Origin of the sequence: Streptomyces sp. NPDC002730 (assembly GCF_042888805.1) — a bacterium.
GTDB lineage: Bacteria > Actinomycetota > Actinomycetes > Streptomycetales > Streptomycetaceae > Streptomyces.
In genome coordinates, this window is the sequence record NZ_JBIAQG010000031.1 from 15099 (window position 1) to 36265 (window position 21167).

Sequence of the window (21167 nt, forward strand, 5' to 3'; positions counted from 1 at the left end):
GTCATATGCCAACCGACTCCGGAACCACGAGCTCTGTGCGGTAGAGCGCGAGGCTCGCTATCGAGCGGGATTGCTGTACCCCCGGTGGGGCGTACCTGTCGGCGGCGGTTGTATGGCGGATAGCCCCTGTGTCGCGCAGCGTGGATGTAGATGAGAGCGGAAGGGGCAATGCCATGGAGAGGCACGATTCGGCCTTGCATGTCGTGGTGGGCGTCGATGGCTCGCCTTCGTCGCACGCCGCGCTTCGGTGGGCGGTCCGGCATGCCAAGCTGATCGGCGGTGATGTGGTAGCGGTGGCTGCATGGGAGTTGCCCGGGGCGCACGGGTGGTCCGCGCCCGCGGTGGACGCCGAATTCGATGAGGAGATTGCCGAGCAGGGTCTCGTCGGCGAGTTGCACAAGGTGCTTGGCGAGTCGGGCGCGGCCGAGGTGCGCAAGCGTCTGGTGCGGGGCAATCCCGTCGAGGTGCTGCTCAGTGAGGCCGAGGGGGCCGAGGCGCTCGTGGTGGGCAGCCGGGGCCTGGGCGGATTCCGTCGTACGCTGCTGGGTTCCGTGAGTCAGCAGTGTGCGCTGCACGCCACGTGTCCGGTCGTCATCGTCCGTCCGACCGTCGAGGTGAGGGACTCCGGTACTCGGGCCGAGTGAGGCGGGAGTGGCCGGCGGCACGGAGCCAGAGCCTGCCCGGCCCAGAGGTTCTGTGCTCCGCATACCGCCAGCTCCATCCCAACCCGCCACTGCGACCCATCGCGAGACTGGGGGAGTGTGCGTCCGCCCCTCCGACCGAGCCCCGTGCCAGCTACAGTCCGGCCGTCTCGGCTGCCGAGCTGAGCACTGTGCGCAGCATGGCGGGCGTGAGACGCCCGGTGTAGATGTTGCGCTGGCTGACGTGGTAACAGCCGAAAAGCCTCAAAGGTGAACCCGTGGCGGCAGGCTGCAAACTGACCCGTACATCGTGGCCGAATACGGGGCGGGGGCGGGGCACGGTCCAGCCGGCGGCCTCCAGGGCCGGCAGTGCGGCGAGCCAGCCGAAGCCTCCGAGGACGACGATGGAACGCGCGGTGGACCGGAGCTGGCGCAGTTCCCATTCCAGCCACGGTCTGCACGTGTCGCGCTCGCGAGCTGTGGGCCGGTTACCTGGAGGGGCGCAGTGCACGGGAGCCGTGACCCTGACCCCATGGAGTTGCAGCCCGTCGCCCAGCCTGGTGGAGGTCGGCTGGGAGGACAGGCCGAGTTCATACAAGGCCGCGAAGAGAACATCGCCGGAACGGTCGCCGGTGAACATTCGACCGGTGCGGTTGCCGCCGTGAGCTGCCGGCGCCAGTCCGATGATGACCAAGGCGGCGTCGGAAGGCCCGAACCCCGGTACGGGCCGACCCCAGTATTCCCAGTCACGGAACGCACTGCGCTTGACCCTGGCCGCTTCCTCGCGCCACTCCACCAGACGTGGGCAGGCGCGACATCCCGTCACCAATGCGTCCAACCCGGCCATGTCGTCGGCACAGGGAGCCGCCCGAGCCGGGAACGCGGGATCCTCGACCGCCGCACGCCGTCCCCCCGAACAAGACTTTTGCGCCATTCTGCCTCCCGTCACCTGCGCCCGGCAGAACACCACGGTGAGCCGCATGAACGGCAGTGGCATGAGAAACGGAGCCACCCATGGCGTGCTCTCCCCAGTATCGGGCTGCTCGCACGCTCCGCCCTGCACAAGAATGCGCGAGACTTGCACGGCACACGCCTCCACCCCCACCGGGGGTGATGCCGCGCGCATCCCGGCACGTTCACGACATCGACCGGCACGACGTCCGCCCGCAACTCGCCTTCTTCCCTTCTACGCTCGGCCCGCACCGTCGCCGACATCCCGTGGCATTTAGGACGACCTGCAGGAGGCGAGCACGTTGTGCACCCAGCCACGCCTCCCCTGGAACGCTGGCGGCCTGTGCTAGCAGCGACCCACATGCGCCGGGTTCCGCCTGGCGCGTGGTTTCTCACGCCTGCGAGTAGAGTGCCGATATGTCCGATGACTCTGCAGATTACGGGGTCCAGCCGCTGGGTGACCACGAATACCTGCTCCGGGTCCCAGGTGGCGCGAGGGAGGCTGAGTTCCGGTTCCGGGCCAGCCCCAACGTCTTGAAGGACTTGGGCGCCGACAGCGCCGCCGAGCAACTCGTCGTCCGGGAGACGGCCGCCTTCCTGCTCGAGCATCAGCCGGCCATGGACCTCCCCCCGATGATCGATCTGGAGGATGTCGCTGCGGCCTATGACGGCTACCTCGACGAACTGCGGGAACGCCTGGCACCCTCCTGAGCGGCACGGGCGCACAGGGCTGCCGCGCCTCGCTCGCAACTCGCTGGGCACACACTGCGCCAGCGTGCCCCGCGACTGCGACTATCCGCAGGCGATGTGTGCTTCGCCCAGGCGGCGCGTAGGGCGGACGGGGTGCCGTCAGGTGACTCCTACACCTTCCAGGCCAGCCCTCCGGGGCCGGACAGTGTCCGCCAGCGCGTCGGGCTGAGCCGGTCGGCAGCAGTGGACGAAGCGGCTCCCACAAACTGAACGGCTGCCGCAGCCCGGCAGGGGCGGAGGTATCGACTGGTGCCGGGACTTGAGCGCCTCGGCCTCTGAATATCCGCCGCCGCACCCGCTGGAGGTAGAGCGACAACCAGACCTCAAGTACGCGCAGCAGGTCGAGGTCCGGAGGCAGGTCATCGGGCGCCGACTCGTTGTCCGCGTACGGGCTGATCCCCGGCCGGGAGGCTCCCGCAGCACGGCTACGCTTCCCGGTCGGCCGCTGCGGTCTCCTGCTTGAGCCCCATTCGGGCCTTCGCCCGGGTCCTCGTCGGTGACTGTCTGCCGGTACGGGTGTGACCGTACCGTGATGGATAGCTCACGAAGCGGAACGAGCCTTCCTCGCACACACCAGCACCTGAGCGGCTCATGCCTTCCGGGTGGCAGCACAGCGGCGCACGGACGTGTCGCTCCATCCCGGCCGGCTGGTGCTGAAAAGCTCTGAGCGGGAAGACGTCAAGGCGGGACAGACGTCAAGCAGCGGCGCGCACGGATATGAGGCGCCGCCTGACGAGAGGGACGAGGTTGGCCATGCGTGCATTGACCGTGCGGCCCGGTGAGAAGGAATCCCTAGAGGTGAGGGATGTGCCCGACCCCGTCCCGGCAGCCGGCGAGCTGCTGGTGCAGGGCCTGGCGGTGGGGGTGTGCGGAACGGACAAGGAGATCGCCCGAGGCGAGTACGGCTGGGCTCCTCCGGGGCGTGAGTGGCTGGTACTGGGACATGAGTCTCTCGGGCGGGTGCAACATGCGCCGCCCGGCAGCGGGTTCTCGGCCGGTGACCTTGTCGCCGGGGTGGTGCGCCGACCGGACCCCGAGCCGTGCGGGGCCTGCGCACGCGGAGAGTTCGACATGTGCCGCAACGGCCGCTACACCGAACGCGGTATCAAAGAGATCGACGGTTATGGCGCGCAGGTGTGGTGCGTGGAAGCCGACTACGCGGTGAAGCTGGAGCCGCAGCTGCAGCAGGTCGGTGTGCTCATGGAACCGACCACCGTGGTGGCAAAGGCATGGGAACAGGTCGAGCGTGTCGGTGCCCGCTCGTGGTTTGAGCCGCGTCGCGCCCTGGTGACCGGTGCGGGGCCCATCGGCCTGCTGGCCGCTCTCCTGGGCACGCAGCGCGGACTGGAGGTGCATGTGCTCGACCGGGTGACCGAAGGGCCCAAGCCTGCTCTGGTACGGGACTTGGGTGCCACTTACCACGCGGAGGACATCGAGCACGTCATCTCCGCCGTGTGCCCGGATGTCTTCATCGAAGCCACGGGCGCCGGCGAACTCGTCTTCGCCTCGCTGACGGGCACCGCATCCTACGGAGTGGTGTGCCTGACCGGTGTGTCGCCCGCCGGCCGCAGGATGACCGTGGACGCGGGCGCCATCAACAGGGAGATCGTGCTGGAGAACGACGCGGTGGTGGGCTCGGTCAACGCCAACCTGCGTCACTACCGCCAGGCTGCCGACGCACTGGCGAAGGCCGACCTGTCATGGCTTGAGCGCATGATCACCCGGCGGGTGCCGTTGGAGCGCGCAACGGAGGCGTTCACGCCCCAACGGGACGACGTCAAGGTCGTCATCGACCTATAGGCAGCAAGATCCGGAGGCAGAACCTAGCCTGGACGGATGTCTCACAACACTGTTCCATTGGTTGTCGTCATGGGCGTGTCGGGTTCGGGAAAGACCACGGTGGGCCAACTGCTGGCACAGCGCCTAGGTGTTCCATACGCCGAGGCGGACGACTTCCACCCCGCATCCAACGTGGCCAAGATGCGAGCCGGCCACCCGCTCGACGACGAAGACCGCCGCTCCTGGCTGGACGAGATCGCACGATGGCTGGCCGGCCATGCGGACAGCGGGGGAGTGGTGGCATGCTCGGCGCTGAAGCGGCGCTACCGTGACCGGCTGACTTCCGCCGCGCCACACGTCTTCTTTCTTCACCTCGATGGCTCGCCTGAGCTGATCGCCGCACGGATCACCAGGCGACAGGGCCACTTCATGCCGCCCGGCCTGCTCCCTACGCAGTTTGCCGACCTCGAACCGCTGGGCGACGACGAAGCCGGCGCGGCTATCCCGATCGACGGTACGCCGCAGGAGACCGCTGCCCTCGCTCATGCCGCCGTCACCTCCTCCTGAGCCGTTAACCTGCCGCGGCCAGAGCGCGATCGCTGCGCCCACCACACGTGTTTCTCGTCGACCATGGGCACGTACGGTCGCCCACGGATCCGATGGGGTGAGGACGACTGGTTCCTCGGTGCACCCCACGCGCGTGAGGCGAACCACTGCGGCGTCCGGCTGGTCACCATCGCCGCGATCGCCGTCATGGTGTCCTACCCTCTGACCGAGAGGAAGTTCCGCGAAATCGTCGCTGCCATCGCGCAGCGCCACGCGGAACCCGGCCCGGACACCCCCCGAGCATGAGCGGCCCTCGAGCAGTGGGCCGCTCACAGTGGTGTCCAGCATCCGGGTGGGTGATGGTGCCTTTCCTCACGTAGCCGGAGCACACCGATACGCGAAGGCCCTGCGGACTCGTGCCCCGACGTGCGTTAGCCAACGACCGCTCCACCAGCCCTGGTACGTCAACACCACTGTGACCTTGCGCATTACATTACGAGCACCCTTTGAGGAGAGCGCAGGTCGGGTGCTGCGCAGGTGGCGGAATGGTTGCACGGTGGTTGGCGGATCAGCGACGCCGTGCGTCGTACCCACGGACGCCACAGACAGGCGGAATGCCGTAGTCGTTTTTTGGATGCGTCAGGAGGGGGCGCCGCGGGAGTCGGCCGGCACGACGACGAGGGGCAGGTGAACGTGGTGCACGACCTCGGTGCTGGTCGATCCGAGCGTGAGGCGCCCCCAGGCGCCCGAACCGCGGGTGCCGAGCACCAGCAGACAGGTGTCCTTGCTCGCGTCCAGCAGAACCTGCGCCGGGCGTCCCGCCTCGGCGATGATGCCGCAGCTCGTGGACCGTGTCGGTCACCGCCTGCCGGGCGGCATCGAGGAGCTGTTCGTACAGGCCGCCGTCGCCCTCCGGCACGGCCATCCATCCATAGCCTGCGTAGCGGCCCGGGGCGTAGTCGTAGGCGCAGACCGCCCGCAGCCCGGTGCCGCGCAACTGCGCCTCGCGCAGGGCGAAGAGCACGGCTTGGCGGGCGTGCGGGGAGCCGTCCGTGCCGACCACGATCGGACCAGCGGAGCTGGCACGCGACTGTCGTCCATCGGGAATCCTCCAACGGCTTGTCAGCAGGCACGGACCACTGTCAGGCCCATGAGAGGGGCAACCGGACCCGCTGCCGGGGGTGCTCTGAAGTTGCGGCATGCGGCCGGAGCTACTCCTCGTCGGTTGCTCCTCGGCGTTGCAGGAGCGAGTCGATGGGCACCTGCGGGTCGGCGAGTTTTCGGGTGTCAACCTGTTGGCCGGAGCGGACGAGGGCCTGGATCGGTTCGGTGACGTCCCAGATGTTGACGTTCATGCCTGCCAGCACCCGGCCACGTGCGAGCCAGAACGCGATGAACTCGCGTGCGCCGACATCGCCGCGGAAGACGACCCGGTCGTATCCGCCGGGCTCGGCGTATCCGGCGTACTCCATGCCCAGGTCGTACTGGTCGGAGAAGAAGTACGGCACCCGGTCGTAGGCCGCTTCCCGGCCGAGCATCGCCTTGGCGGCGGTCTGTGGCTGGTGCAGCGCGTTGGCCCAGTGCTCCACGCGGATGCGCCGGTCCAGCAGGGGATGGAAGGCGTTGGCGACGTCGCCCGCCGCGTAGACGCCCGGTGCGGAGGTGCCCAGCCGCTCGTCGGTGAGAATGCCGTTGTCGACCTGAAGACCTGCGGCCTGGGCGAGCCCGGTGTTGGGGACGATGCCGATGCCGACGAGGACCGCGTCCGCATCGATGCGGGTACCGTCGGACAGCCGCACGCCGTCGACGGTACCCGCGCTGCCGGTGAGTTCGGCGACCTGCACGCCGAAACGCAGGTCCACCCCGTGGTCACGGTGCAGGTCCGCGAAGACCTGGGCGACCTCGCGGCCAAGGACACCCAGCAACGGCAGCTCGGCCCTCCCCAGCACGGTGACCTCCACACCGGCGGCGCGGGCCGCGGCAGCGGTCTCCAGGCCGATCCAGCCGGCCCCGACGACCGCCACCTGTGAGGCGGAGGAGAAGGCGTCCTTGATCCGGTCGCTGTCCTCGACCGTGCGCAGATACAGCACCCCGTCCAGGTCGGCGCCCGGCACCGCCAGACGGCGCGGCGAGGAGCCCGTGGCCAGCAACAGCTCGGCGTACCCGAGGCGGCTGCCGTCCGCGAGCGTCACCTCGTGCGGGGCCGGGTCGATCGCGGTGACCGCCGTCCCCAGGCGCAGGTCGATGTCGTGCTCGGCGTACCACTGGGGCGGGTGGACGTAGATCTGCTCCCGGGCGTCCTTGCCCATCAGGTAGCCCTTCGACAGCGGCGGCCGCTCGTAGGGCCGCTCGCTCTCCTCTCCGATAAGGATCAGGGGGCCGTCGAAGCCCTCCTCGCGCAGCGCCTGCGCGGCCTTGGCCCCGGCCAGACTGGCTCCGACGATCACATACGCGCTGTTGTCGGTCATGATCAGCCCCTGGTCTGCGGTGGGCGCTCTGTGCTGAGAGTGTCGGAGAGCTGTTCGGCGAGCCTCTCCCAGCTGGCGTCGAACTTCTCCACGCCCTCGTCCTCGAGGGCCTGTACGACGTCGTCGTAGTCCACGCCGGCCGCCCGCAGCCCGTCGAGTACCCGCTGCGCGTCGCTGTAGCCGGAGCGCACCGAGTCGGCGGGCACCTGCCCGTGGTCCGCGACCGCGCGCAAGGTGGCCTCGGGCATGGTGTTCACCACGCCCGGGGCCACCAGGTCGACGACATAGCGCGTGTCCGGGTAGGCGGGGTCCTTGGCGGACGTCGAGGCCCACAGCGGTCGCTGGGGTCGCGCGCCGGCGCCCTGCAGCGCCTTCCACCGCGACGAGGAGAACACCCGCTCGTAGTGCTGGTAGGCCAGGCGTGCATTGGCGATCGCCGCACGCCCGCGCAGATCGGCCGCCCGCGCGCTGCCGGTCTTGTCCAGCCGCGCGTCGACCTCGGTATCGACGCGGGAGACGAAGAACGAGGCCACCGATCCGATCGCGGACAGCTCCCGGCCCGCGGCGCGGGCTCCTTCCATCCCGTCGAGGAAGGCGTCCATGACCTGGTCGTACCGCGACAGGGAGAAGATCAGCGTGACGTTGATACTGATCCCCTCGGCCAGGCACGCGGCGATCGCCCCCAGGCCCTGCCGGGCGGCCGGAATCTTGATGAACAGGTTGGGCCGGTCGACCAGCCACCACAGCGCCCGCGCTTCCGCGATCGTCGCCGCCGTGTCGTGCGCGAGCCTCGGGTCCACCTCGATCGAGACCCGGCCGTCGACGCCGTCCGTCGCGTCGTAGACCGGGCGCAGCACGTCGCACGCCCACCGCACGTCGAACGTGGTCAGCGCCCGCAGCGCCTCACCAGCCCCCACTTCACGCACAGCCAGGTCGCCGATCTGCCCGTCGTACGCTTCACCGTGTGTGATCGCCTTGGCGAAGATCGTCGGATTGGTGGTCACGCCCACCACATGGTCATGCTCGACCAGTTTCGCCAGGCTTCCGGACACCAGCCTTTCCCGGCTCAGGTCATCGAGCCAGATCGAGACTCCCGCTTCGCTCAGTGCGGACAACGGGTTCATGGCACTGCCGCTCCTCTCCGCCGTGCGGCCGAGGCTGCGCATGCGATACGTGCTCGATCGGCGCTTGGGCCGGGCCCGCACCGCGCCGGTCACGGGGCCTGCCGTCCTCATCGAGCCCCCTGCCTCCCCCCCCAGGCTGGACTGGGGCGAGCTCGTCCGCCACCGGTGGCCAGGGGCCCATCGCAGACCGCGGCGGGGCTGGAGCGGCCCGGCCGGACGCCGAAGTTCAGCTCCGGAGCAGGCCGGCGAGGACTTCGGCTTCGCTGATCTCGGGCTGCTTGGTCGCGGTGAGCAGCGTCAGTGTCCGGTGCTTCGCCAAGTCGCGCAGATGCGCAAGCGCCTCCGCACGCTCCGGATCCTCCAGTTCGCTGCGGTAGCGGCGCCCGAACTCCTCGAAGCGGTCCGGATCGTGGTGGTACCACTTGCGCAACTGCGTGGACGGGGCGACCTGCTTGCACCACTCGTCCAGGCCGGCCTTGGCCTTGGTCAGACCTCGCGGCCAGATCCGGTCGACGAGCACCCTCGTGCCGTCTCCCCGTTCAGGTTCCTCGTATGCCCTGCGCACCTGCACCTTGTGCTCCGGTGTCATCAGCGGCTCCTCACGGTCATTCCACACTTGAGTTCTGCCTACTGGCCCGCGCCGCCCCCGTTACACCGCCCCCTCACAGCAGTCAGGGACGTCCACCAGGGAGCGGCGCACCACCCGGTTCAGCCACGTTCAGCATTTCCGACCTACACCCGGCATGAAGGAACGTCCGCGCTTCCCAGCCTGCTCCCGCCTGTCCCAAGCCACCAGTGCGCGGGCGCGGCTAGCCACCATCCCGCTTCCAGGCCGATGCTGGTACTCGGGCCCTGATCGCGCTGACGTACGCGCACCAAGAACCGCTGGTCCTCCCCACTCAAGCCGAGTGCGAGGCCCGCCTGGACCACACCACCGCCACCTGGCGTCAATGGAGCGACAACCGCACGTACAACGGACCATGGCGCGAGGCCATACTGCGCAGCGCCCTCGCCATCAAACTGCTGGTCTTCGCTCCCTTCGGCGCGGTCGCCGCTGCCGCGACCTGCTCATTGCTCGAGGAGCTCGGCGGGGAACGCAATTGGGACTACCGCTTCAGCTGGATCCGCGATTCCGCCTTCACCCTGGAGGCCTTCCTCAAGCTGGGCTGTGCTCCGGAAGCGACCGGCTACTTCTGGTGGCTGATGCATGCATGCCAGCTCACGCACCCCCGCCTGAACGTCCTGTATCGCCCGGCACCCGCGCCCCGGAGCGGACCCTTTCCCTGTCGGGCTACCGGGGCTCGGCGCCCGTGCGCGTCGGCAACGCCGCCGCCGACCAGCTCCAGCTCGACACCTACGGGGAACTGCTGCAGACCGCGTGGCTGTACACCACCGCATGCCACCGGCTCGACGCCGACATCGCCCGCAGACTGGCCGAGACCGCCGACTTCGTCTGCGCCGTCCGGCAGAACCCGGACGCGGGCATCTGGGAGGTACGCAGCGCCCCCGAACACTTCACCCAGTCCAAGATGATGTGCTGGATCACCCTCGACCGCGCCCTCCACCTCGCTGGCCGGCAGCTGATCCCGGACCGGCACGCGGCCCGGTGGCGCCGCGAGCGACAGGCCATCGCCGAGTCGTCGACGACCGCTGCTTCCGTTCGCGGCTGAACAGCTACGTGTGCTCCGCCGACAGCAACGACGTGGACGCCAGTCTGCTGCTCGGGCTGCTGCACGGCTACTGTCCGCCCGACGACCCGCGCATGCGCGGAACCCTCACCGCCGTCCAGCAGGCGTTGCAGGACGGCCCCTACGTCAACCGCTACCTCGGCGCAGACGGCGTCCCCGGCAGCGAGGGCGCCTTCCTCGCCTGCTCCTTCTGGCTCGCCGAGGCCCTCGCCCGATGCGGCCGCGCCGACGAAAGCCGTGTCCCTCATGGACCAGCTCGTGGCTCTCGCCAACGACGTCGGCCTCTACAGCGAGGAAATCGACCCCACCACCGGCGCCTTCCTCGGCAACCTGCCCCAGGGACTGTCCCACCTGGCCCTGATCAGCGCCGCCTGCGCGATCGGGCAGGCCACACGATGAGCATCTGGGCCGCCCTGGCGGGCTTGTCGGCACCCTCATCCTGACCACCGGCCTGCGCGCGGCCAACGCCTTCAACCTCACCCGCATCGATCTGCCGTTCCTGCTCGGCACCGCGCTCACTAGCGACCGGACCCGCGCCAAGGCCCTCGGCTACGGCGCGCACTTCATCAACGGCCTGATCTTCGCCCTGCTCTACTACGCGGTCTTCGCCGCCATCGGCGACAGCAGCTGGTGGCTGGGATGCGTCTTCGGCCTCGTCCACGGCCTGTTCGCCGCCACCGCGCTCGTCAATATCCTGCTGCCGCTCGTCCACCCGCGCATGGGCCAACCCGAAAGCAGCGCCCCCGACGTCGCGCTGCTCGAACCACCCGGCTTCCTCATGCTCAACTACGGGCCCGGCACACCCGCCGTCACGCTCACCGCGCACCTCAGGGTTCCTTGCATGGCCAGGCTGAGAACCCGTGGCCGCACCCCTCGGGGGGCCTGCTGCACGTTTCCAGCGGGCAGGGCACGGTCCGGGTAGCGTGGAAACCGGACCAGGAACCGCCCAAAGAAGTCCTCGAATCGCGGTCGAAGGCGGAAGGGTCCTCATGGCCTACCCAAATGAAGCGGCGCCCTCCGGCCAGCACCCTGCACCGCTTCCAGCGGATTCGGAGCCGACCGGCAGCGGACCGGAGGCGCACGGGCCGCGGCTGGCCTCGGTCGTGGTGTTCGTCCACGATCTCGACGCCTCGGCGGACTTCTACCAGGAGCTGCTGAAGATGGAGGTCACGGTCCGCACCGCCACGGCTGCGCTGCTCGTGGGCCGGAGCGGCTTCCAGGTCTACATACGCGCCGTGGGGCCGCATGCCGCCCACCCGGTGGGTCACGTGGGCGCGCAGTACGTGATCTGGACGGCGGACAGCCCCGCCGATTTCCAGCGGTGTGAGCGCGTGCTACGAGCTCGGTCCGACCAGGTGGACACCAGGCACGGCGAGGGCTTCACCGTCATCGAGGGCCGGGATCCCAGTGGCCTGCCAGTGCTGGTGGCCTATCCAGGGCCGGAGGAAGCGGCACGGCTCGAGATCATCTCTCGTATCTACGTGTGACGCCGGAAGACACAGAGTACTCAGCTCACAAGGAGGTCTCTCCATGGCAGACACGAGGACGGTGCATGTCCGCCGCGTCTACGACCCTCCCGCGCGGGCCGACGGCGCCAGAGTGCTGGTCGACGGCGCCAGAGTGCTGGTCGACCGCATCTGGCCCCGGGGAAGACCAAGGAGAAGGCCCACCTCGACGAGTGGTGCAAGCAGGTCGCACCGTCCACGGAGCTGCGCAAGTGGTACATCCACAACCTCGATCGTTTCGCGGAGTTCAGCCACCGTGACCGAGCTCCAAGATCCTGAACGCGCAGACGCGCTGGCGCACCTTCGTGACCTCGCCAAGGACCGAACTCTGACACTGCTCACCGCAACCAAAGATCCCGAGACCAGCAAAGCCGAGGTGCTCGCCGAGCTGCTGCGGTGCTGAGGACAGCATGAGACTGGCAAGCGCCCCTCTGGAAACCTGGTGGGGGCTTCGGTGGCCGCTCGCAGGCTTTGAATCTGAGGACCGGAGTAGGTTATGACCACCACGACCAATCTGCTCGGCATGCTCTCGCCCGCAGACCGCAACCGGCTGTTGGAGTTCGCGGCCGATGTGTCCTTTCCCCTGGGCGCCCGCATCTTCCAGGAGGGCGCCCGGGCCGATCGGTTCTGGATTATCCGCACCGGAAAGGTGGGGATCGACGTGCACGTCCCTGGCCGCCGGCCGGCCACCGTCGACACCCTTGGCCATGGTGAACTGCTCGGCTGGTCGTGGCTGATCCCGCCGCACACCTGGCAGCTCGGTGCGGAGGCACTGAGCCCGGTACATGCGCGGGAATTCGACGCGTCGGCAGTGCGCGCACTGTGCGAGGACGATCCGGTGCTGGGACAGGTGATCACCCGCTGTGTCGCTGCAGTGGTCGGGCACCGGCTTGAGTCCACCCGCACACGTCTACTGGATCTGTACGGGCCAGCCGGCAGCGGACCTATGCGCTGACCGGCAACCCCGAGCGCCATGCCGGAGCATCGGTTGGTGCGACACTCACGCAGGAATCGGTCGATAATAGAAGCGACCAACTACCGCAAGAGCATTCGTCCCATCGTGAGGCTGAATGTGAACGACCAATCACCTTCGATGAACGGTCCGCCCCCCATCGCCGGGCTGGTCGGCGAGGGCCTCCTACCCATCACGGACGAGGTGGAGTGGGCGGCCGTGTCTCCGCGGGAGATCACTTCCGAAGAGTGGCAGCGGTTCGAGGACTATCTGAAGGAGATCTTCCAGGCGCTGGGTCTGGCCGTCGGGTCAGCGGCCACCGCAGACACACCCCGCCGCTTCCTGCGCGCCCTCTTCGACGCCACCAGTGGGTACGAAGGAGACGAGAAGCTGGTCACCGCCTTCGAGACCGAATGCCATGGCGGTTCGGACTGCCGGATCAGCCAGATCGTCGAAGGACCGATCCCGTTCTTCTCACTCTGCGAGCACCACAGCCTGCCCTTCTTCGGCAAGGCGTACATCGGCTACATCGCGCACGAGCACATCCTCGGACTCTCCAAACTCACCAGGCTGGTGAGGCTGTTCGCCCGCCGATTCTCGATGCAGGAGCGCATCGGCCGCCAACTCGCCGAATCTTTGCAGCAGATCCTTCAACCGCACGGTGTCGCGGTCCACTTGGAGGCGGTGCATCTGTGCACACAGATGCGCGGAGTACGGGAGATCGAGTCCAGCACCCGTACTACCCACTGGCGTGGCACCTACGACGAGGATCCCCAACTGCGTGGCGAATTCTTCACGCTGTGCGGCCAGCGGGGCCTTGCCGGACATGGCTAAGGACAGCACCGCACATCCCACTTCCGGAACGCCTACAAATCTGCCCGAACGACTGGACCTGCTGTACGAGGAGGCCGGACAGCCCCGCTTCGGTCTGCCTCCGGTGCTCGCCACGGCATACGGCGGTGATCTGGGCTTCACGCTGCCGTGCGTGTACGCGAACTTCGTCGCCTCCATCGACGGAGTGGTCGCCCTCGGACCCGAATACCCGTCCTCCGGCTCGGCGATCAGCGGACGCGAACCGGCGGACCGCTTCGTCATGGGACTGCTGCGCGCATGCGCCGACGCGGTACTCATCGGGGCCGGCACACTCCGAGCCACACCCCGCCACCGGTGGACCCCCGACCACGTCTGTCCGCAAGCCGCGCCCGCCTTCGGCGAGCTACGGCGCAGCCTGAGGCGCGCCACCCAACCGCAACTGGTTGTGGTCACGGCGAGCGGCAACGTGCCCACCGAGCACCCAGCGCTGCAGTCGGGCGCGCTCGTGGCCACCACCGCGGACGGCGCCCGCCGACTGGAGGGACGCCTGCCGGAGGCATGCACGATACTCACCGCGGCCGAAGCATCCGCCCTCCGTATGGCCGACGTCCTCGCGGCTCTCCGCTCCCACGGACACACCGCGGTGCTCACCGAAGGTGGGCCGCAGCTCATCGGTCACCTCCTCGGCGAGGGCCTGCTGAATGAGCTGTTCCTCACGACATCCCCAGTGCTCGCCGGCCGGGCCGGCACATCCCGACCCGGGCTGATCGCCGGACTCGAACTGCTGCCAAAGCAACCGGCATGGATGGGTCTGATCAGCGCCCGGCGACGGGATTCGTATCTGTTCCTTCGCTACCGACTTCGCCTCTCAGACGCACGCGTCGGCCTGCGTTCTGCGGTGGCCATCTGACGCGGCGCCGATTCGGCAACTCATAGGCAGCACGTGCTACGAACCCATACCTCGGTCGACGAGAACGGCACCAGCCGACGACTCCGCGACGCCGACCAATTCGGCCCCCGAAAGGGGCATCCGTGGGCCGGGCTCGAAGGTCACGAACGAGCAACGGTTCCGGGCTATCCCTGAGACACCAGCCTGCTTGGTTCGAGGTGGATCCCCCAGCCGCATATTGCCTGCACCTGCACCACCTCGCGCTGGGGGAGATGCGGGAGGCCCAGCACTGGCGGCACCAGGTCACCAACTCCGTGATCGACGCCGACGCCGGACGAGGGGTTCCTCGCCGTTCTGGAGGTGGTCGCCCGCTACGTACGCCAGAACGGCTCCACGGCGAGCGCTCCTACCGGAGGACTCGAGATGGAAGTCGACCGCCTGGCGGAGCACGGCCCGAACGCCTGCATCATCGTCCGCCGGCCCGACCGGCGCCTGGCCGACCGTCTCCACGACTTCACCCGCCGCAGACCATCCGTCACAAAGCAAAGGAGCCCCGGCTCCGACCCCGGTTCCTAGGCCTCCGGTCGGAAGGGCTCCTCGCACGACGCCCCCTGAGAACAAGGACATCTGACATGCACAATAGCCCGGCCCGCCAACTCTGCTGCAAGACCACCGAAACCGCACACCGACTGGTCCGCTGGGCCGCCCACCGCCGCCGTACCGCCACCGGACTCCTGCTGCGCGGCGCCTGCTACGGCGCGGGCACCGGAGCCGTGAGCATCCTCGCCGTCTGGGTAGAACGACACCTCTGACCCCTGCTGCACCGCTCGGTCCTCACGGCCCAGGCCTGCCGCGGGACGTGCTTGTCCCGGGGCGGGATGTGAGCGGGTGCTAGTACGTCTCGATCAGTCGGCGGGCTGTGGTCAGTGCACCGTCGGTGCGCACCCGGCCGGCCAGGGCGTGGGCGGTCTTGACCACCTGGGGGTCGAGGGCTCGGCGCAGCGCTGCGGTGAGGGAGTCGGTCGTCGGGGCGCCGACCGGGTGGGCGTTGCCGATTCCGAGCTGGTCGACGCGGCGGGCGAAATAGAACTGATCGAACATCTGCGGGACGATCACCTGTGGCGTACCGGCTGCGGCGGCCGTCGTGGTGGTGCCCGCCCCACCGTGGTGCACAACCGCGGCGACCCGCTGGAACAACGCCTGCTGGTTCACCTCTCCGATCGCCAGGCAGTCGGGCGCGGCTTCGTCGAGGGACAGCTCGGCCCAGCCGCGGGCGAGGATTGCGCGGCGGCCGAGTGTGCGGGCGGTTGCGATCATCGTCCGGGCGATGCCCTCGGGGGCGCGTACGCTGCCGAATCCGAAGTAGATCGGTGGCTCGCCGGCGTCAAGGAACTGTTTCAGCTCGGGCGACAGTGGTCGGCGATCCGGCAGCGTCCACGCGCCGGTCTGGAACACGTCCAGCTCCGATGGCTCGGGCCACGGTGCCAGGGTCGGATCAGCGGCCAGCCACGGGGTGTCGGTGAAGATATGACGGCTCACGTCACTGACCGGGGCGAGGCCGGCCGCCTCGCGCTGTGCGTTGAGTGCCGCGCTCCACAGGGCGTTCCAGCGTTGTGCGTCCTGGGTCCACAGGGTCTGGTTGTCGACCGTGCCGTCCGCCGGCTTTTGTCCCAGCAATCCGAACACGGGCGGCGCGTGGTGCGGCGAGGGCAGCGTGATCGGTGCGAACGCGGCGTAAACGTAGCCGATGCCTCGCTGCTCGGCGACCGAGTGCGCGGCGATCGCCAGAGCGCCGCCTCCCACGATCACGTCGCATCCTTCGGCGGCTGAAACCACCGCCGCGAACTGATCCGCAACCGTGCCCTCGATCATCTGTCGCCGCTGCTCGGGCGTGGGCACGGCCCCCGTCGGCTGCTTCGCAGTGGCGTGAAGCTCCGGCCCGACCGGAACGTAGGTGATCCCCAGCGACTCGGCCCACTCCTGGAAATCAGGAGGTGCGCACACCACGGCCTCCTGCCCCAACTCCTTCAGCCGTGCGGCCAGAGCTATCACCGGCTGAGCCTCTCCGCGTGAGCCGATCGTGGACAACAGCACCCGCATGTTCACTCCCGTTCTCGTGCCGCGCCTCGTCACGCGGAGGGCCATCTTCGCTCGATATGGGGGCCTTGCGGCAAGATCCCCCATGCGATATACGGTTAAGCGGGAGATGGAAGCGGGGCTGGTCTGCCGCCCCGGGCCCCGATCACCACAGCGAGCGGTACCCATTCGCCCACGGCTGAAGCCGAGCGGCCGGGTCTCCGCGCTGCCACCACCGGCCGACCGCGCAACTCCACGCATTGCCACCGTGGAGACGGTGATCGGTCGGCTGTACGCTGCAGACAACGGCGTCTCATGGACGGTCATCTGTGAGAGTTCTGCGAGAGCCCCCCGACGCGATCGCGTTACCGCAGGTGGCCGCTCGCAGAAGTCCCCTCGAAACTGCTTCTGGCAGTCAGGCGCTGGGGGCACACGGCGGTCGGTCCGGGGCCGCGTCGGCCGCAGGCAGGCCGCAGAGTTGGGACACGTGGGCGGTCGGGCGGCGACCGCCGCCAGGTCGCAGCCGTGGGATCGACCGGCAGGCCCTGAGCAGATCCTGATCCCGTTGTGACCTGACTTACTACAAGCTCGTTGTCCCGGCAGCAGTACGACACACGGTCTGCCCGGCGTTCGGCACGTCGGTCGGGGGCGCCATATCTGGCAAGGAGTGGGGCCCTCGGCCCGACATGGCGGCCGTCGAGGAGGTGGACGCCGCCCTGCCGGGAATAACGACACTTGACGTACTACGAGTAAATCGTGGATACGCTTGCCGTTCCAGTTCAGCGGTCATAGACGCCTACGTCGCCGCGGTCGTCTACGTCGTGCGCGGGTCCTTCGCCCGACGGCACATCCTGGCCGAAGCGCGGCGCCACCTTGGCGAGACATTGCGTGGACGGCCACACCCGCCGGGCCTGGACGACTGCATCACCGAAGCCGCGCTCGCCCGCTACGGCCACCAGCTGACCCGCCCGCAGCCGGGGCGCCGCCCGCCCCCACCTGACTTGCTCACCTACACCGCGACGTGGGACCGCCCCGGCCGTTCGTGGGTCGCCGGGAGCGAGGGGAAGCCGCCTCGGGCGTCGACCGCGTACGAACGAGCGCGAGTCGCCAGCCGCGCTCTGCAAGATGCCGTGCGCGTGGCACGGACCGTCGGCCCTTCGTGCGAGCGGAGCGACGTCGGAGCTACCGGCCGCGCACTACGCCACGGTGAGCACGACGACGCAGCAGCCGACCGGATGCTCCCCTCGGGCGGCGGCGAACTGGCCGTTCCCGCGGTGAAGGCTGCGCAGCGGGCCGCCGCCGTCCACACCCACCAGCAGGCGGCGATGCCCGAGCAGCTGTGGCATCCGCCTGCTGTCTCAGGTGCGTGGCCTTTCCCAGCGGTCCGTGCCCGGCGTGGCCAAGCTGGTGGACAGCGTCGGTAACCTCGTTCGAAGGCGGCGTCAGGTCAGCTCGCGCAGCGCCTCGCCAAGCGCCGCCACCCCTTCGGCGATGGCCCCCGGCGGGGTGGCCGCGTAGCCGAGGACGAGGCCGGGGTGGCCGGGCATCTGCCGGTGCCACGACAGCGGCTGGCACTTCACGCCCCGGGCGAGCGCGGCGGCGGCGAGCTCGGTGTCAGGCACCTCCGGCGCATACGTGACGGTTAGGTGTAGGCCGGCCGCTGCGCCGTGCACGACCGCGCCCGGCAGGTGCTCGGCGATGGCGTTGATCATCGCGTCGCGGCGCCGCCGGTGACGGCCGCGCAGCAGATGCAGATGCCGCTCCAAGTCGCCGGACTCCATCAGCCGGGCGAGCACTAGCTGCGGCAGCACAGCATTGCCCAGGTCGGTGAAGCGTTTCGCGTCGGTCAGCGCGTCGCGGTAGCGGGGCGGCGGTACCACCCAGCCGATCCGCAGCGCGGGCGCGAGCAGCTTGGACACGCTGCCCATGTAGCACACCTGGTCGGCCAGCAACGCGCGCAGCGCGGCCACCGGCGGCCGGTCGTAGCGGTGCTCCGCGTCGTAGTCGTCCTCTATGATCAGCCCGCCGTCCTTCGCCCAGAGCAGCAGCTCGCGGCGGCGCTCGCCGCTCGTAACCACGCCGGTGGGGAATTGGTGGGCGGGCGTGAGCAGCACCGCGCGGGCGCCGGTGGCGCGCAGTGCGTCGACGCGCACGCCACCGTCGTCGACCGGCACCGGTGGGGTGGCCAGGGCTCCGTTCTGCAGGTGCTGGCGGGTGCCGAGCGAGCCGGGGTCCTCAACCGCAACATTGTCGATGCCGTCCGCCCGCAGCACGGGGTGCAGCAGCGTGAGCGCCTGCGCGGTGCCAGCGACAACCAGCACCTCGTCCGGCTCCACCCGGATGCCGCGGTTGGTCGCCAGCCAGGTTGCGACGGCGCGGCGCAGTTGTGGGGCTCCGCGGGGGTCGCCGTAGCCGAGGTTCTCGGCGGACAGCTCGGCGAGCACGGCCCGTTCGGCGCGCAACCAGGCCGCGCGGGGGAACGCGGTGAGGTCGGGCTGGCCGGGGGTGAAGTCGATGCGCGCGCGGGTAGCGCGCAGCGCGTCGAAGACGTCGGCATTGGGTTCGCCGGCGAACAGCGTGCCTGGCACCGCCCGGTCGGCGGCGACTGGCGCCGGGCCCCGGCACGGCCTTGTCCCGCAGGGCACCGACGGCTGCAAGAGAGGTGCCGCGACCACCACCGTCCCACCGCGCCGACGCCCCTCGACGTGGCCGTCCTCGGCCAGCCGCCGGTACGCCTCGGTGACCACCCCGCGCGAGACGTGCAGTTCGGCGGCCAGCACCCGGGTGGGCGGCAGCCTGCTGCCCATCGCCAACTGGCCGTCAGCTATCGCCTGCCGCAGCCGCCGGGCCAGCCAATCCGCCTTGCCGCCGACGGGTGCGTCACCGGCGTCGAGCTGCAGGAAATCGGAGCCGTAGGCCGGGGGTCCGCAGTCCGCCGACGTGGCTGCCGTCATGGGTACGGCGGCCGTTCCGTCCGCTACCCGTCTCCCCTCGTTCACCGGGCCGATGGTGTCATACGCCACCGCAGCCTCTGCGTGCTCACCAGGGGCCTACCCGCCGAAGACGAATTCCGGTGCGGATGGGGTGAGGACGGCCGCCGCGGGGTCGGTCGGCCAGTGCGCAGCCAGTTCCTCAGCCACCGTCTTCAATAGCTCCGGCACGACCTCGGCTCCGCCGTCGTGCATGGCCTCCGCCACAACCAGGATCCGGCAGGTGCGCTCACCGACCGCGGAGTGGCCGCTCTGCCGGTTGGTCCAGCGGCGGGCGTGCGCCCGTCCGGCGGAGTCGGTGAAGGTCACCTCGCCGGGTTGAGGATGCTCGGTGCCGCCGCCGAAGGTCGTGTAGTGCTCGTCACCGCGGGCGTAGCGCACCTCCAGCAGAGGGCCAGCGATGCGGTCCGTGTCGAGGACCGCCACCGGCACTGCGTACGCGACCGATATCGCGTTGCACAAGTCGACCACCGGATGGATGCGCGGCAGTTCTCCCTTCTTCCTCAGCCGCCGCAGCAGCGACTCCGAGGCGCAGCGGTACTGCGTCGGCTTGAGCCCCATCTGGGAAAAGGCCCGCCGCCAGGCCAGCACTTCGGGGAACTCACTCTCGGTGGCACCGGCCAGCCGGGCCGCGGCACGGGCCGTGTATTCAGCGACGCGCGGGCCAACATCGGCGGCGGCACCAACGCCGGTGGCCCACAGCGCACCGGCGGCGAGTTCGGGGTGGTCGGACCAGATTGCGTCCGCGTGCCGGAAGCGCATCTCACGCCACCGCCAGCCACGCGCTCAGGCCCACGAAGCAGGCGGCGAACCCCCGGCGGATGCCGGTCATCACCCTCGGCCTGGCCAGCACGCGGTGTCGTACGGCGGCGGCGCACATCCCGTACGCGGCGAAGACGACGAAAGTCAGCGCCATGAAGACGGCGCTGAGCCGGAGCATCGCGCCAAGGGAGCCGGACTCGTCGGCGGGCACGAACTGCGGCAGGAACGCAACGAAGAATATCGTGAGCTTCGGGTTGAGAAGGTTGATCAGTACCCCGGAAGCGATCACACGGGCCGCCGGCCGCGGCTCGGCCTCCCCCTCGACGGACAGCGCCTCCTTGTCGCGAAGCGTCGCCCACGCCATGTACAGGAGGTAGCCGACACCGAGGTATTTCACCACCTCGTAGGCGACGACGCTGGTGTGCAGCAGCGCGGCGAGGCCAGTGACCGTCGCTACCAGATGCGGCACGATGCCAAGGGTGCAGCCGAGTGCAGCGACCACGCTCGCCCGGCGGCCGTGGGACAACCCGGCAGCCAGGGTGTACACCACTCCGGTGCCGGGGGTGACCACCACGACCAAGGTGGTCAGCAGGAACGCGATACTCAAGGAGACCTCCACAAAGTTCAAGGTCCTCCCACCCTGCCTCGGCCATGTTCCGGCGGACAGAGCCAAAGTGTGCCGGGTCAACTGGTCCATAAGGTCGAGTCGACAACCAACCGGCCTGGCTGGACTGCCGCGGTTTGTTGGCGGCGAAGGACCAGGTGTTGTTCTCCCATCTGGCTGGATGGGCGGCAGTGGCGTCTGCCCGGTCGGGACGTCCGGCAGACGCTGCCGCCGTATCGGCTGGAGCCCTCGTAGCTGTGCTACGAGGGCTCCAGCCGGTCAGTGCCGCCGGGAGCGTTGACGCTGTCCGCGCTGGTCGGCGGCGCGCGGCCAACGGGGGCCGGTCCGGACGTGCCGGTGGGTGCAAGGAGCGGGCCGAGGGTTACGGGGCCTGGAGCACCTTGACGGGGCGGTGCCGGTCGGTGGTGGTGCCGTCGCCGAGCTGGCCGTTTTCGTTCTGGCCCCAGGTCCGGACGGTGCCGTCCTGCACCAGCGCCACGGAGTGGTTGTCCCCGCCCTCGACCGCCTTCACCCGGGACAGCCCGACAACGGTCACCGGGAGGAGGTGGTCGGTGGTGGTGCCGTCACCGAGCTGACCGAAGAAGTTCCAGCCCCACGTCCTGACCTTG

Annotated in this window: 24 protein-coding genes and 4 pseudogenes; 15 read left to right on the top strand and 13 right to left on the bottom strand. The window is 69.3% G+C overall.

The window, feature by feature from the left end; translation table 11 throughout:
• The first annotated feature begins 173 nt into the window (after positions 1–173).
• Positions 174–644 carry a universal stress protein gene (locus ACFYXH_RS41280; protein WP_389574700.1) on the top strand — a complete coding sequence of 157 codons (471 nt, stop codon included), beginning with the start codon at positions 174–176 and terminating at the stop codon, positions 642–644.
• A gap of 151 nt (positions 645–795) precedes the next feature.
• On the opposite strand, the gene ACFYXH_RS41285 is transcribed toward ACFYXH_RS41280, so the two are convergent.
• On the bottom strand, positions 796–1488 hold the full coding sequence (locus ACFYXH_RS41285) for a uracil-DNA glycosylase (protein WP_389574702.1): 693 nt from the start codon (positions 1486–1488) through the stop codon (positions 796–798).
• A 521-nt stretch (positions 1489–2009) separates the two neighbouring features.
• Here ACFYXH_RS41285 and ACFYXH_RS41290 point away from each other — a divergent pair.
• From ACFYXH_RS41290 to ACFYXH_RS41305, 4 genes are all read left to right on the top strand, one after another.
• Positions 2010–2303, top strand: coding sequence for a hypothetical protein (locus tag ACFYXH_RS41290; protein WP_389574705.1), 294 nt, complete (start codon positions 2010–2012; stop codon positions 2301–2303).
• Positions 2304–3095: 792 nt separating this feature from the next.
• On the top strand, positions 3096–4142 hold the full coding sequence (locus ACFYXH_RS41295) for a glucose 1-dehydrogenase (protein ID WP_389574708.1): 1047 nt from the start codon (positions 3096–3098) through the stop codon (positions 4140–4142).
• A gap of 36 nt (positions 4143–4178) precedes the next feature.
• Positions 4179–4688 (top strand): gluconokinase, encoded by a 510-nt coding sequence (locus ACFYXH_RS41300; RefSeq protein ID WP_389574711.1) that lies wholly within the window; start codon positions 4179–4181, stop codon positions 4686–4688.
• A 63-nt stretch (positions 4689–4751) separates the two neighbouring features.
• Positions 4752–4973 (top strand): hypothetical protein, encoded by a 222-nt coding sequence (locus tag ACFYXH_RS41305; protein ID WP_389574714.1) that lies wholly within the window; start codon positions 4752–4754, stop codon positions 4971–4973.
• Between the two features lie 333 nt (positions 4974–5306).
• Here the strand turns inward: ACFYXH_RS41305 and ACFYXH_RS41310 are convergent.
• From ACFYXH_RS41310 to ACFYXH_RS41325, 4 genes and pseudogenes are all read right to left on the bottom strand, one after another.
• Positions 5307–5868: pseudogene (locus tag ACFYXH_RS41310) on the bottom strand (universal stress protein).
• A 10-nt stretch (positions 5869–5878) separates the two neighbouring features.
• Positions 5879–7135 carry an NAD(P)/FAD-dependent oxidoreductase gene (locus ACFYXH_RS41315; protein WP_389574717.1) on the bottom strand — a complete coding sequence of 419 codons (1257 nt, stop codon included), beginning with the start codon at positions 7133–7135 and terminating at the stop codon, positions 5879–5881.
• A 2-nt stretch (positions 7136–7137) separates the two neighbouring features.
• On the bottom strand, positions 7138–8259 hold the full coding sequence (gene tal, locus ACFYXH_RS41320) for a transaldolase (protein WP_389574720.1): 1122 nt from the start codon (positions 8257–8259) through the stop codon (positions 7138–7140).
• Positions 8260–8485: 226 nt separating this feature from the next.
• Positions 8486–8848, bottom strand: a complete 363-nt coding sequence (locus tag ACFYXH_RS41325) for a DUF488 domain-containing protein (protein WP_389574723.1) — start codon at positions 8846–8848, stop codon at positions 8486–8488.
• Between the two features lie 434 nt (positions 8849–9282).
• Here ACFYXH_RS41325 and ACFYXH_RS41330 point away from each other — a divergent pair.
• The 4 genes and pseudogenes from ACFYXH_RS41330 to ACFYXH_RS41345 all read left to right on the top strand — a co-directional run.
• Positions 9283–9420 (top strand): annotated as a pseudogene (locus tag ACFYXH_RS41330) (glycoside hydrolase family 15 protein); the annotation flags it as partial.
• Positions 9421–9470: 50 nt separating this feature from the next.
• Positions 9471–9929: a glycoside hydrolase family 15 protein gene (locus tag ACFYXH_RS41335; protein WP_389574726.1), complete on the top strand. Its 459-nt coding sequence runs from the start codon at positions 9471–9473 to the stop codon at positions 9927–9929.
• 32 nt (positions 9930–9961) lie between these two features.
• Positions 9962–10099, top strand: a pseudogene (locus tag ACFYXH_RS41340) (hypothetical protein); the annotation flags it as partial.
• A gap of 94 nt (positions 10100–10193) precedes the next feature.
• Complete coding sequence (locus ACFYXH_RS41345; protein ID WP_389574728.1) at positions 10194–10346, top strand: glycoside hydrolase family 15 protein; 153 nt, start codon at positions 10194–10196, stop codon at positions 10344–10346.
• Here the strand turns inward: ACFYXH_RS41345 and ACFYXH_RS41350 are convergent.
• Positions 10309–10773 carry a hypothetical protein gene (locus ACFYXH_RS41350; RefSeq protein ID WP_389574731.1) on the bottom strand — a complete coding sequence of 155 codons (465 nt, stop codon included), beginning with the start codon at positions 10771–10773 and terminating at the stop codon, positions 10309–10311. The two genes, ACFYXH_RS41345 and ACFYXH_RS41350, sit on opposite strands and share 38 nt — an antisense overlap.
• 163 nt (positions 10774–10936) lie before the next feature.
• Here ACFYXH_RS41350 and ACFYXH_RS41355 point away from each other — a divergent pair, with 163 nt between their 5' ends.
• The 6 genes and pseudogenes from ACFYXH_RS41355 to ACFYXH_RS41380 all read left to right on the top strand — a co-directional run bounded on the left by ACFYXH_RS41355 (position 10937) and on the right by ACFYXH_RS41380 (position 14918).
• Positions 10937–11434, top strand: a complete 498-nt coding sequence (locus ACFYXH_RS41355) for a VOC family protein (RefSeq protein ID WP_389574733.1) — start codon at positions 10937–10939, stop codon at positions 11432–11434.
• A gap of 43 nt (positions 11435–11477) precedes the next feature.
• Positions 11478–11855 (top strand): annotated as a pseudogene (locus tag ACFYXH_RS41360) (DUF488 domain-containing protein).
• 93 nt (positions 11856–11948) lie between these two features.
• A complete protein-coding gene (locus ACFYXH_RS41365; protein WP_389574735.1) occupies positions 11949–12407 on the top strand; it encodes a Crp/Fnr family transcriptional regulator in 459 nt (152 codons plus the stop codon).
• A 138-nt stretch (positions 12408–12545) separates the two neighbouring features.
• On the top strand, positions 12546–13238 hold the full coding sequence (gene folE / locus ACFYXH_RS41370) for a GTP cyclohydrolase I (RefSeq protein ID WP_389574738.1): 693 nt from the start codon (positions 12546–12548) through the stop codon (positions 13236–13238).
• Positions 13231–14127, top strand: a complete 897-nt coding sequence (locus tag ACFYXH_RS41375) for a RibD family protein (RefSeq protein WP_389574741.1) — start codon at positions 13231–13233, stop codon at positions 14125–14127. Before folE ends, ACFYXH_RS41375 begins: the two co-directional genes overlap by 8 nt.
• A 611-nt stretch (positions 14128–14738) precedes the next feature.
• Positions 14739–14918 (top strand): hypothetical protein, encoded by a 180-nt coding sequence (locus ACFYXH_RS41380; protein ID WP_389574744.1) that lies wholly within the window; start codon positions 14739–14741, stop codon positions 14916–14918.
• 79 nt (positions 14919–14997) lie between these two features.
• Here ACFYXH_RS41380 and ACFYXH_RS41385 read toward each other — a convergent pair whose 3' ends face one another.
• From ACFYXH_RS41385 to ACFYXH_RS41415, 7 genes are all read right to left on the bottom strand, one after another.
• On the bottom strand, positions 14998–16206 hold the full coding sequence (locus ACFYXH_RS41385; protein WP_389574747.1) for a glycosyltransferase: 1209 nt from the start codon (positions 16204–16206) through the stop codon (positions 14998–15000).
• A gap of 755 nt (positions 16207–16961) precedes the next feature.
• Positions 16962–17138 (bottom strand): hypothetical protein, encoded by a 177-nt coding sequence (locus ACFYXH_RS41390; protein WP_389574750.1) that lies wholly within the window; start codon positions 17136–17138, stop codon positions 16962–16964.
• A 240-nt stretch (positions 17139–17378) separates the two neighbouring features.
• Positions 17379–17528, bottom strand: a complete 150-nt coding sequence (locus ACFYXH_RS41395; RefSeq protein ID WP_389574752.1) for a hypothetical protein — start codon at positions 17526–17528, stop codon at positions 17379–17381.
• A gap of 96 nt (positions 17529–17624) precedes the next feature.
• Positions 17625–19136 (bottom strand): PLP-dependent aminotransferase family protein, encoded by a 1512-nt coding sequence (locus ACFYXH_RS41400; protein ID WP_389574762.1) that lies wholly within the window; start codon positions 19134–19136, stop codon positions 17625–17627.
• 96 nt (positions 19137–19232) lie between these two features.
• Positions 19233–19934, bottom strand: coding sequence for a B3/4 domain-containing protein (locus tag ACFYXH_RS41405; protein ID WP_389574754.1), 702 nt, complete (start codon positions 19932–19934; stop codon positions 19233–19235).
• A 1-nt stretch (position 19935) separates the two neighbouring features.
• Positions 19936–20541, bottom strand: a complete 606-nt coding sequence (locus ACFYXH_RS41410) for a LysE family translocator (protein WP_389574757.1) — start codon at positions 20539–20541, stop codon at positions 19936–19938.
• Positions 20542–20920: 379 nt separating this feature from the next.
• Positions 20921–21167 (bottom strand): RCC1 domain-containing protein (locus ACFYXH_RS41415; RefSeq protein WP_389574760.1); only part of this gene is annotated, 247 nt, incomplete at its 5' end.

Excerpts from the sequence above, each read along its gene's own strand:
- ACFYXH_RS41395 (WP_389574752.1), bottom strand. The coding sequence starts at position 17,528 with ATGCCACAGCTGCTCGGGCATCGCCGCCTGCTGGTGGGTGTGGACGGC.
- ACFYXH_RS41325 (WP_389574723.1), bottom strand. The coding sequence starts at position 8,848 with ATGACACCGGAGCACAAGGTGCAGGTGCGCAGGGCATACGAGGAACCT.
- ACFYXH_RS41315 (WP_389574717.1), bottom strand. The coding sequence starts at position 7,135 with ATGACCGACAACAGCGCGTATGTGATCGTCGGAGCCAGTCTGGCCGGG.
- ACFYXH_RS41305 (WP_389574714.1), top strand. The coding sequence starts at position 4,752 with ATGGGCACGTACGGTCGCCCACGGATCCGATGGGGTGAGGACGACTGG.
- ACFYXH_RS41335 (WP_389574726.1), top strand. The coding sequence starts at position 9,471 with ATGCCAGCTCACGCACCCCCGCCTGAACGTCCTGTATCGCCCGGCACC.
- ACFYXH_RS41290 (WP_389574705.1), top strand. The coding sequence starts at position 2,010 with ATGTCCGATGACTCTGCAGATTACGGGGTCCAGCCGCTGGGTGACCAC.
- ACFYXH_RS41365 (WP_389574735.1), top strand. The coding sequence starts at position 11,949 with ATGACCACCACGACCAATCTGCTCGGCATGCTCTCGCCCGCAGACCGC.
- ACFYXH_RS41405 (WP_389574754.1), bottom strand. The coding sequence starts at position 19,934 with ATGCGCTTCCGGCACGCGGACGCAATCTGGTCCGACCACCCCGAACTC.
- ACFYXH_RS41345 (WP_389574728.1), top strand. The coding sequence starts at position 10,194 with ATGGACCAGCTCGTGGCTCTCGCCAACGACGTCGGCCTCTACAGCGAG.
- ACFYXH_RS41355 (WP_389574733.1), top strand. The coding sequence starts at position 10,937 with ATGGCCTACCCAAATGAAGCGGCGCCCTCCGGCCAGCACCCTGCACCG.
- ACFYXH_RS41375 (WP_389574741.1), top strand. The coding sequence starts at position 13,231 with ATGGCTAAGGACAGCACCGCACATCCCACTTCCGGAACGCCTACAAAT.
- ACFYXH_RS41400 (WP_389574762.1), bottom strand. The coding sequence starts at position 19,136 with ATGACGGCAGCCACGTCGGCGGACTGCGGACCCCCGGCCTACGGCTCC.
- ACFYXH_RS41300 (WP_389574711.1), top strand. The coding sequence starts at position 4,179 with ATGTCTCACAACACTGTTCCATTGGTTGTCGTCATGGGCGTGTCGGGT.
- ACFYXH_RS41285 (WP_389574702.1), bottom strand. The coding sequence starts at position 1,488 with ATGGCCGGGTTGGACGCATTGGTGACGGGATGTCGCGCCTGCCCACGT.
- tal (WP_389574720.1), bottom strand. The coding sequence starts at position 8,259 with ATGAACCCGTTGTCCGCACTGAGCGAAGCGGGAGTCTCGATCTGGCTC.
- ACFYXH_RS41380 (WP_389574744.1), top strand. The coding sequence starts at position 14,739 with ATGCACAATAGCCCGGCCCGCCAACTCTGCTGCAAGACCACCGAAACC.
- ACFYXH_RS41295 (WP_389574708.1), top strand. The coding sequence starts at position 3,096 with ATGCGTGCATTGACCGTGCGGCCCGGTGAGAAGGAATCCCTAGAGGTG.
- ACFYXH_RS41385 (WP_389574747.1), bottom strand. The coding sequence starts at position 16,206 with ATGCGGGTGCTGTTGTCCACGATCGGCTCACGCGGAGAGGCTCAGCCG.
- ACFYXH_RS41280 (WP_389574700.1), top strand. The coding sequence starts at position 174 with ATGGAGAGGCACGATTCGGCCTTGCATGTCGTGGTGGGCGTCGATGGC.
- folE (WP_389574738.1), top strand. The coding sequence starts at position 12,546 with ATGAACGGTCCGCCCCCCATCGCCGGGCTGGTCGGCGAGGGCCTCCTA.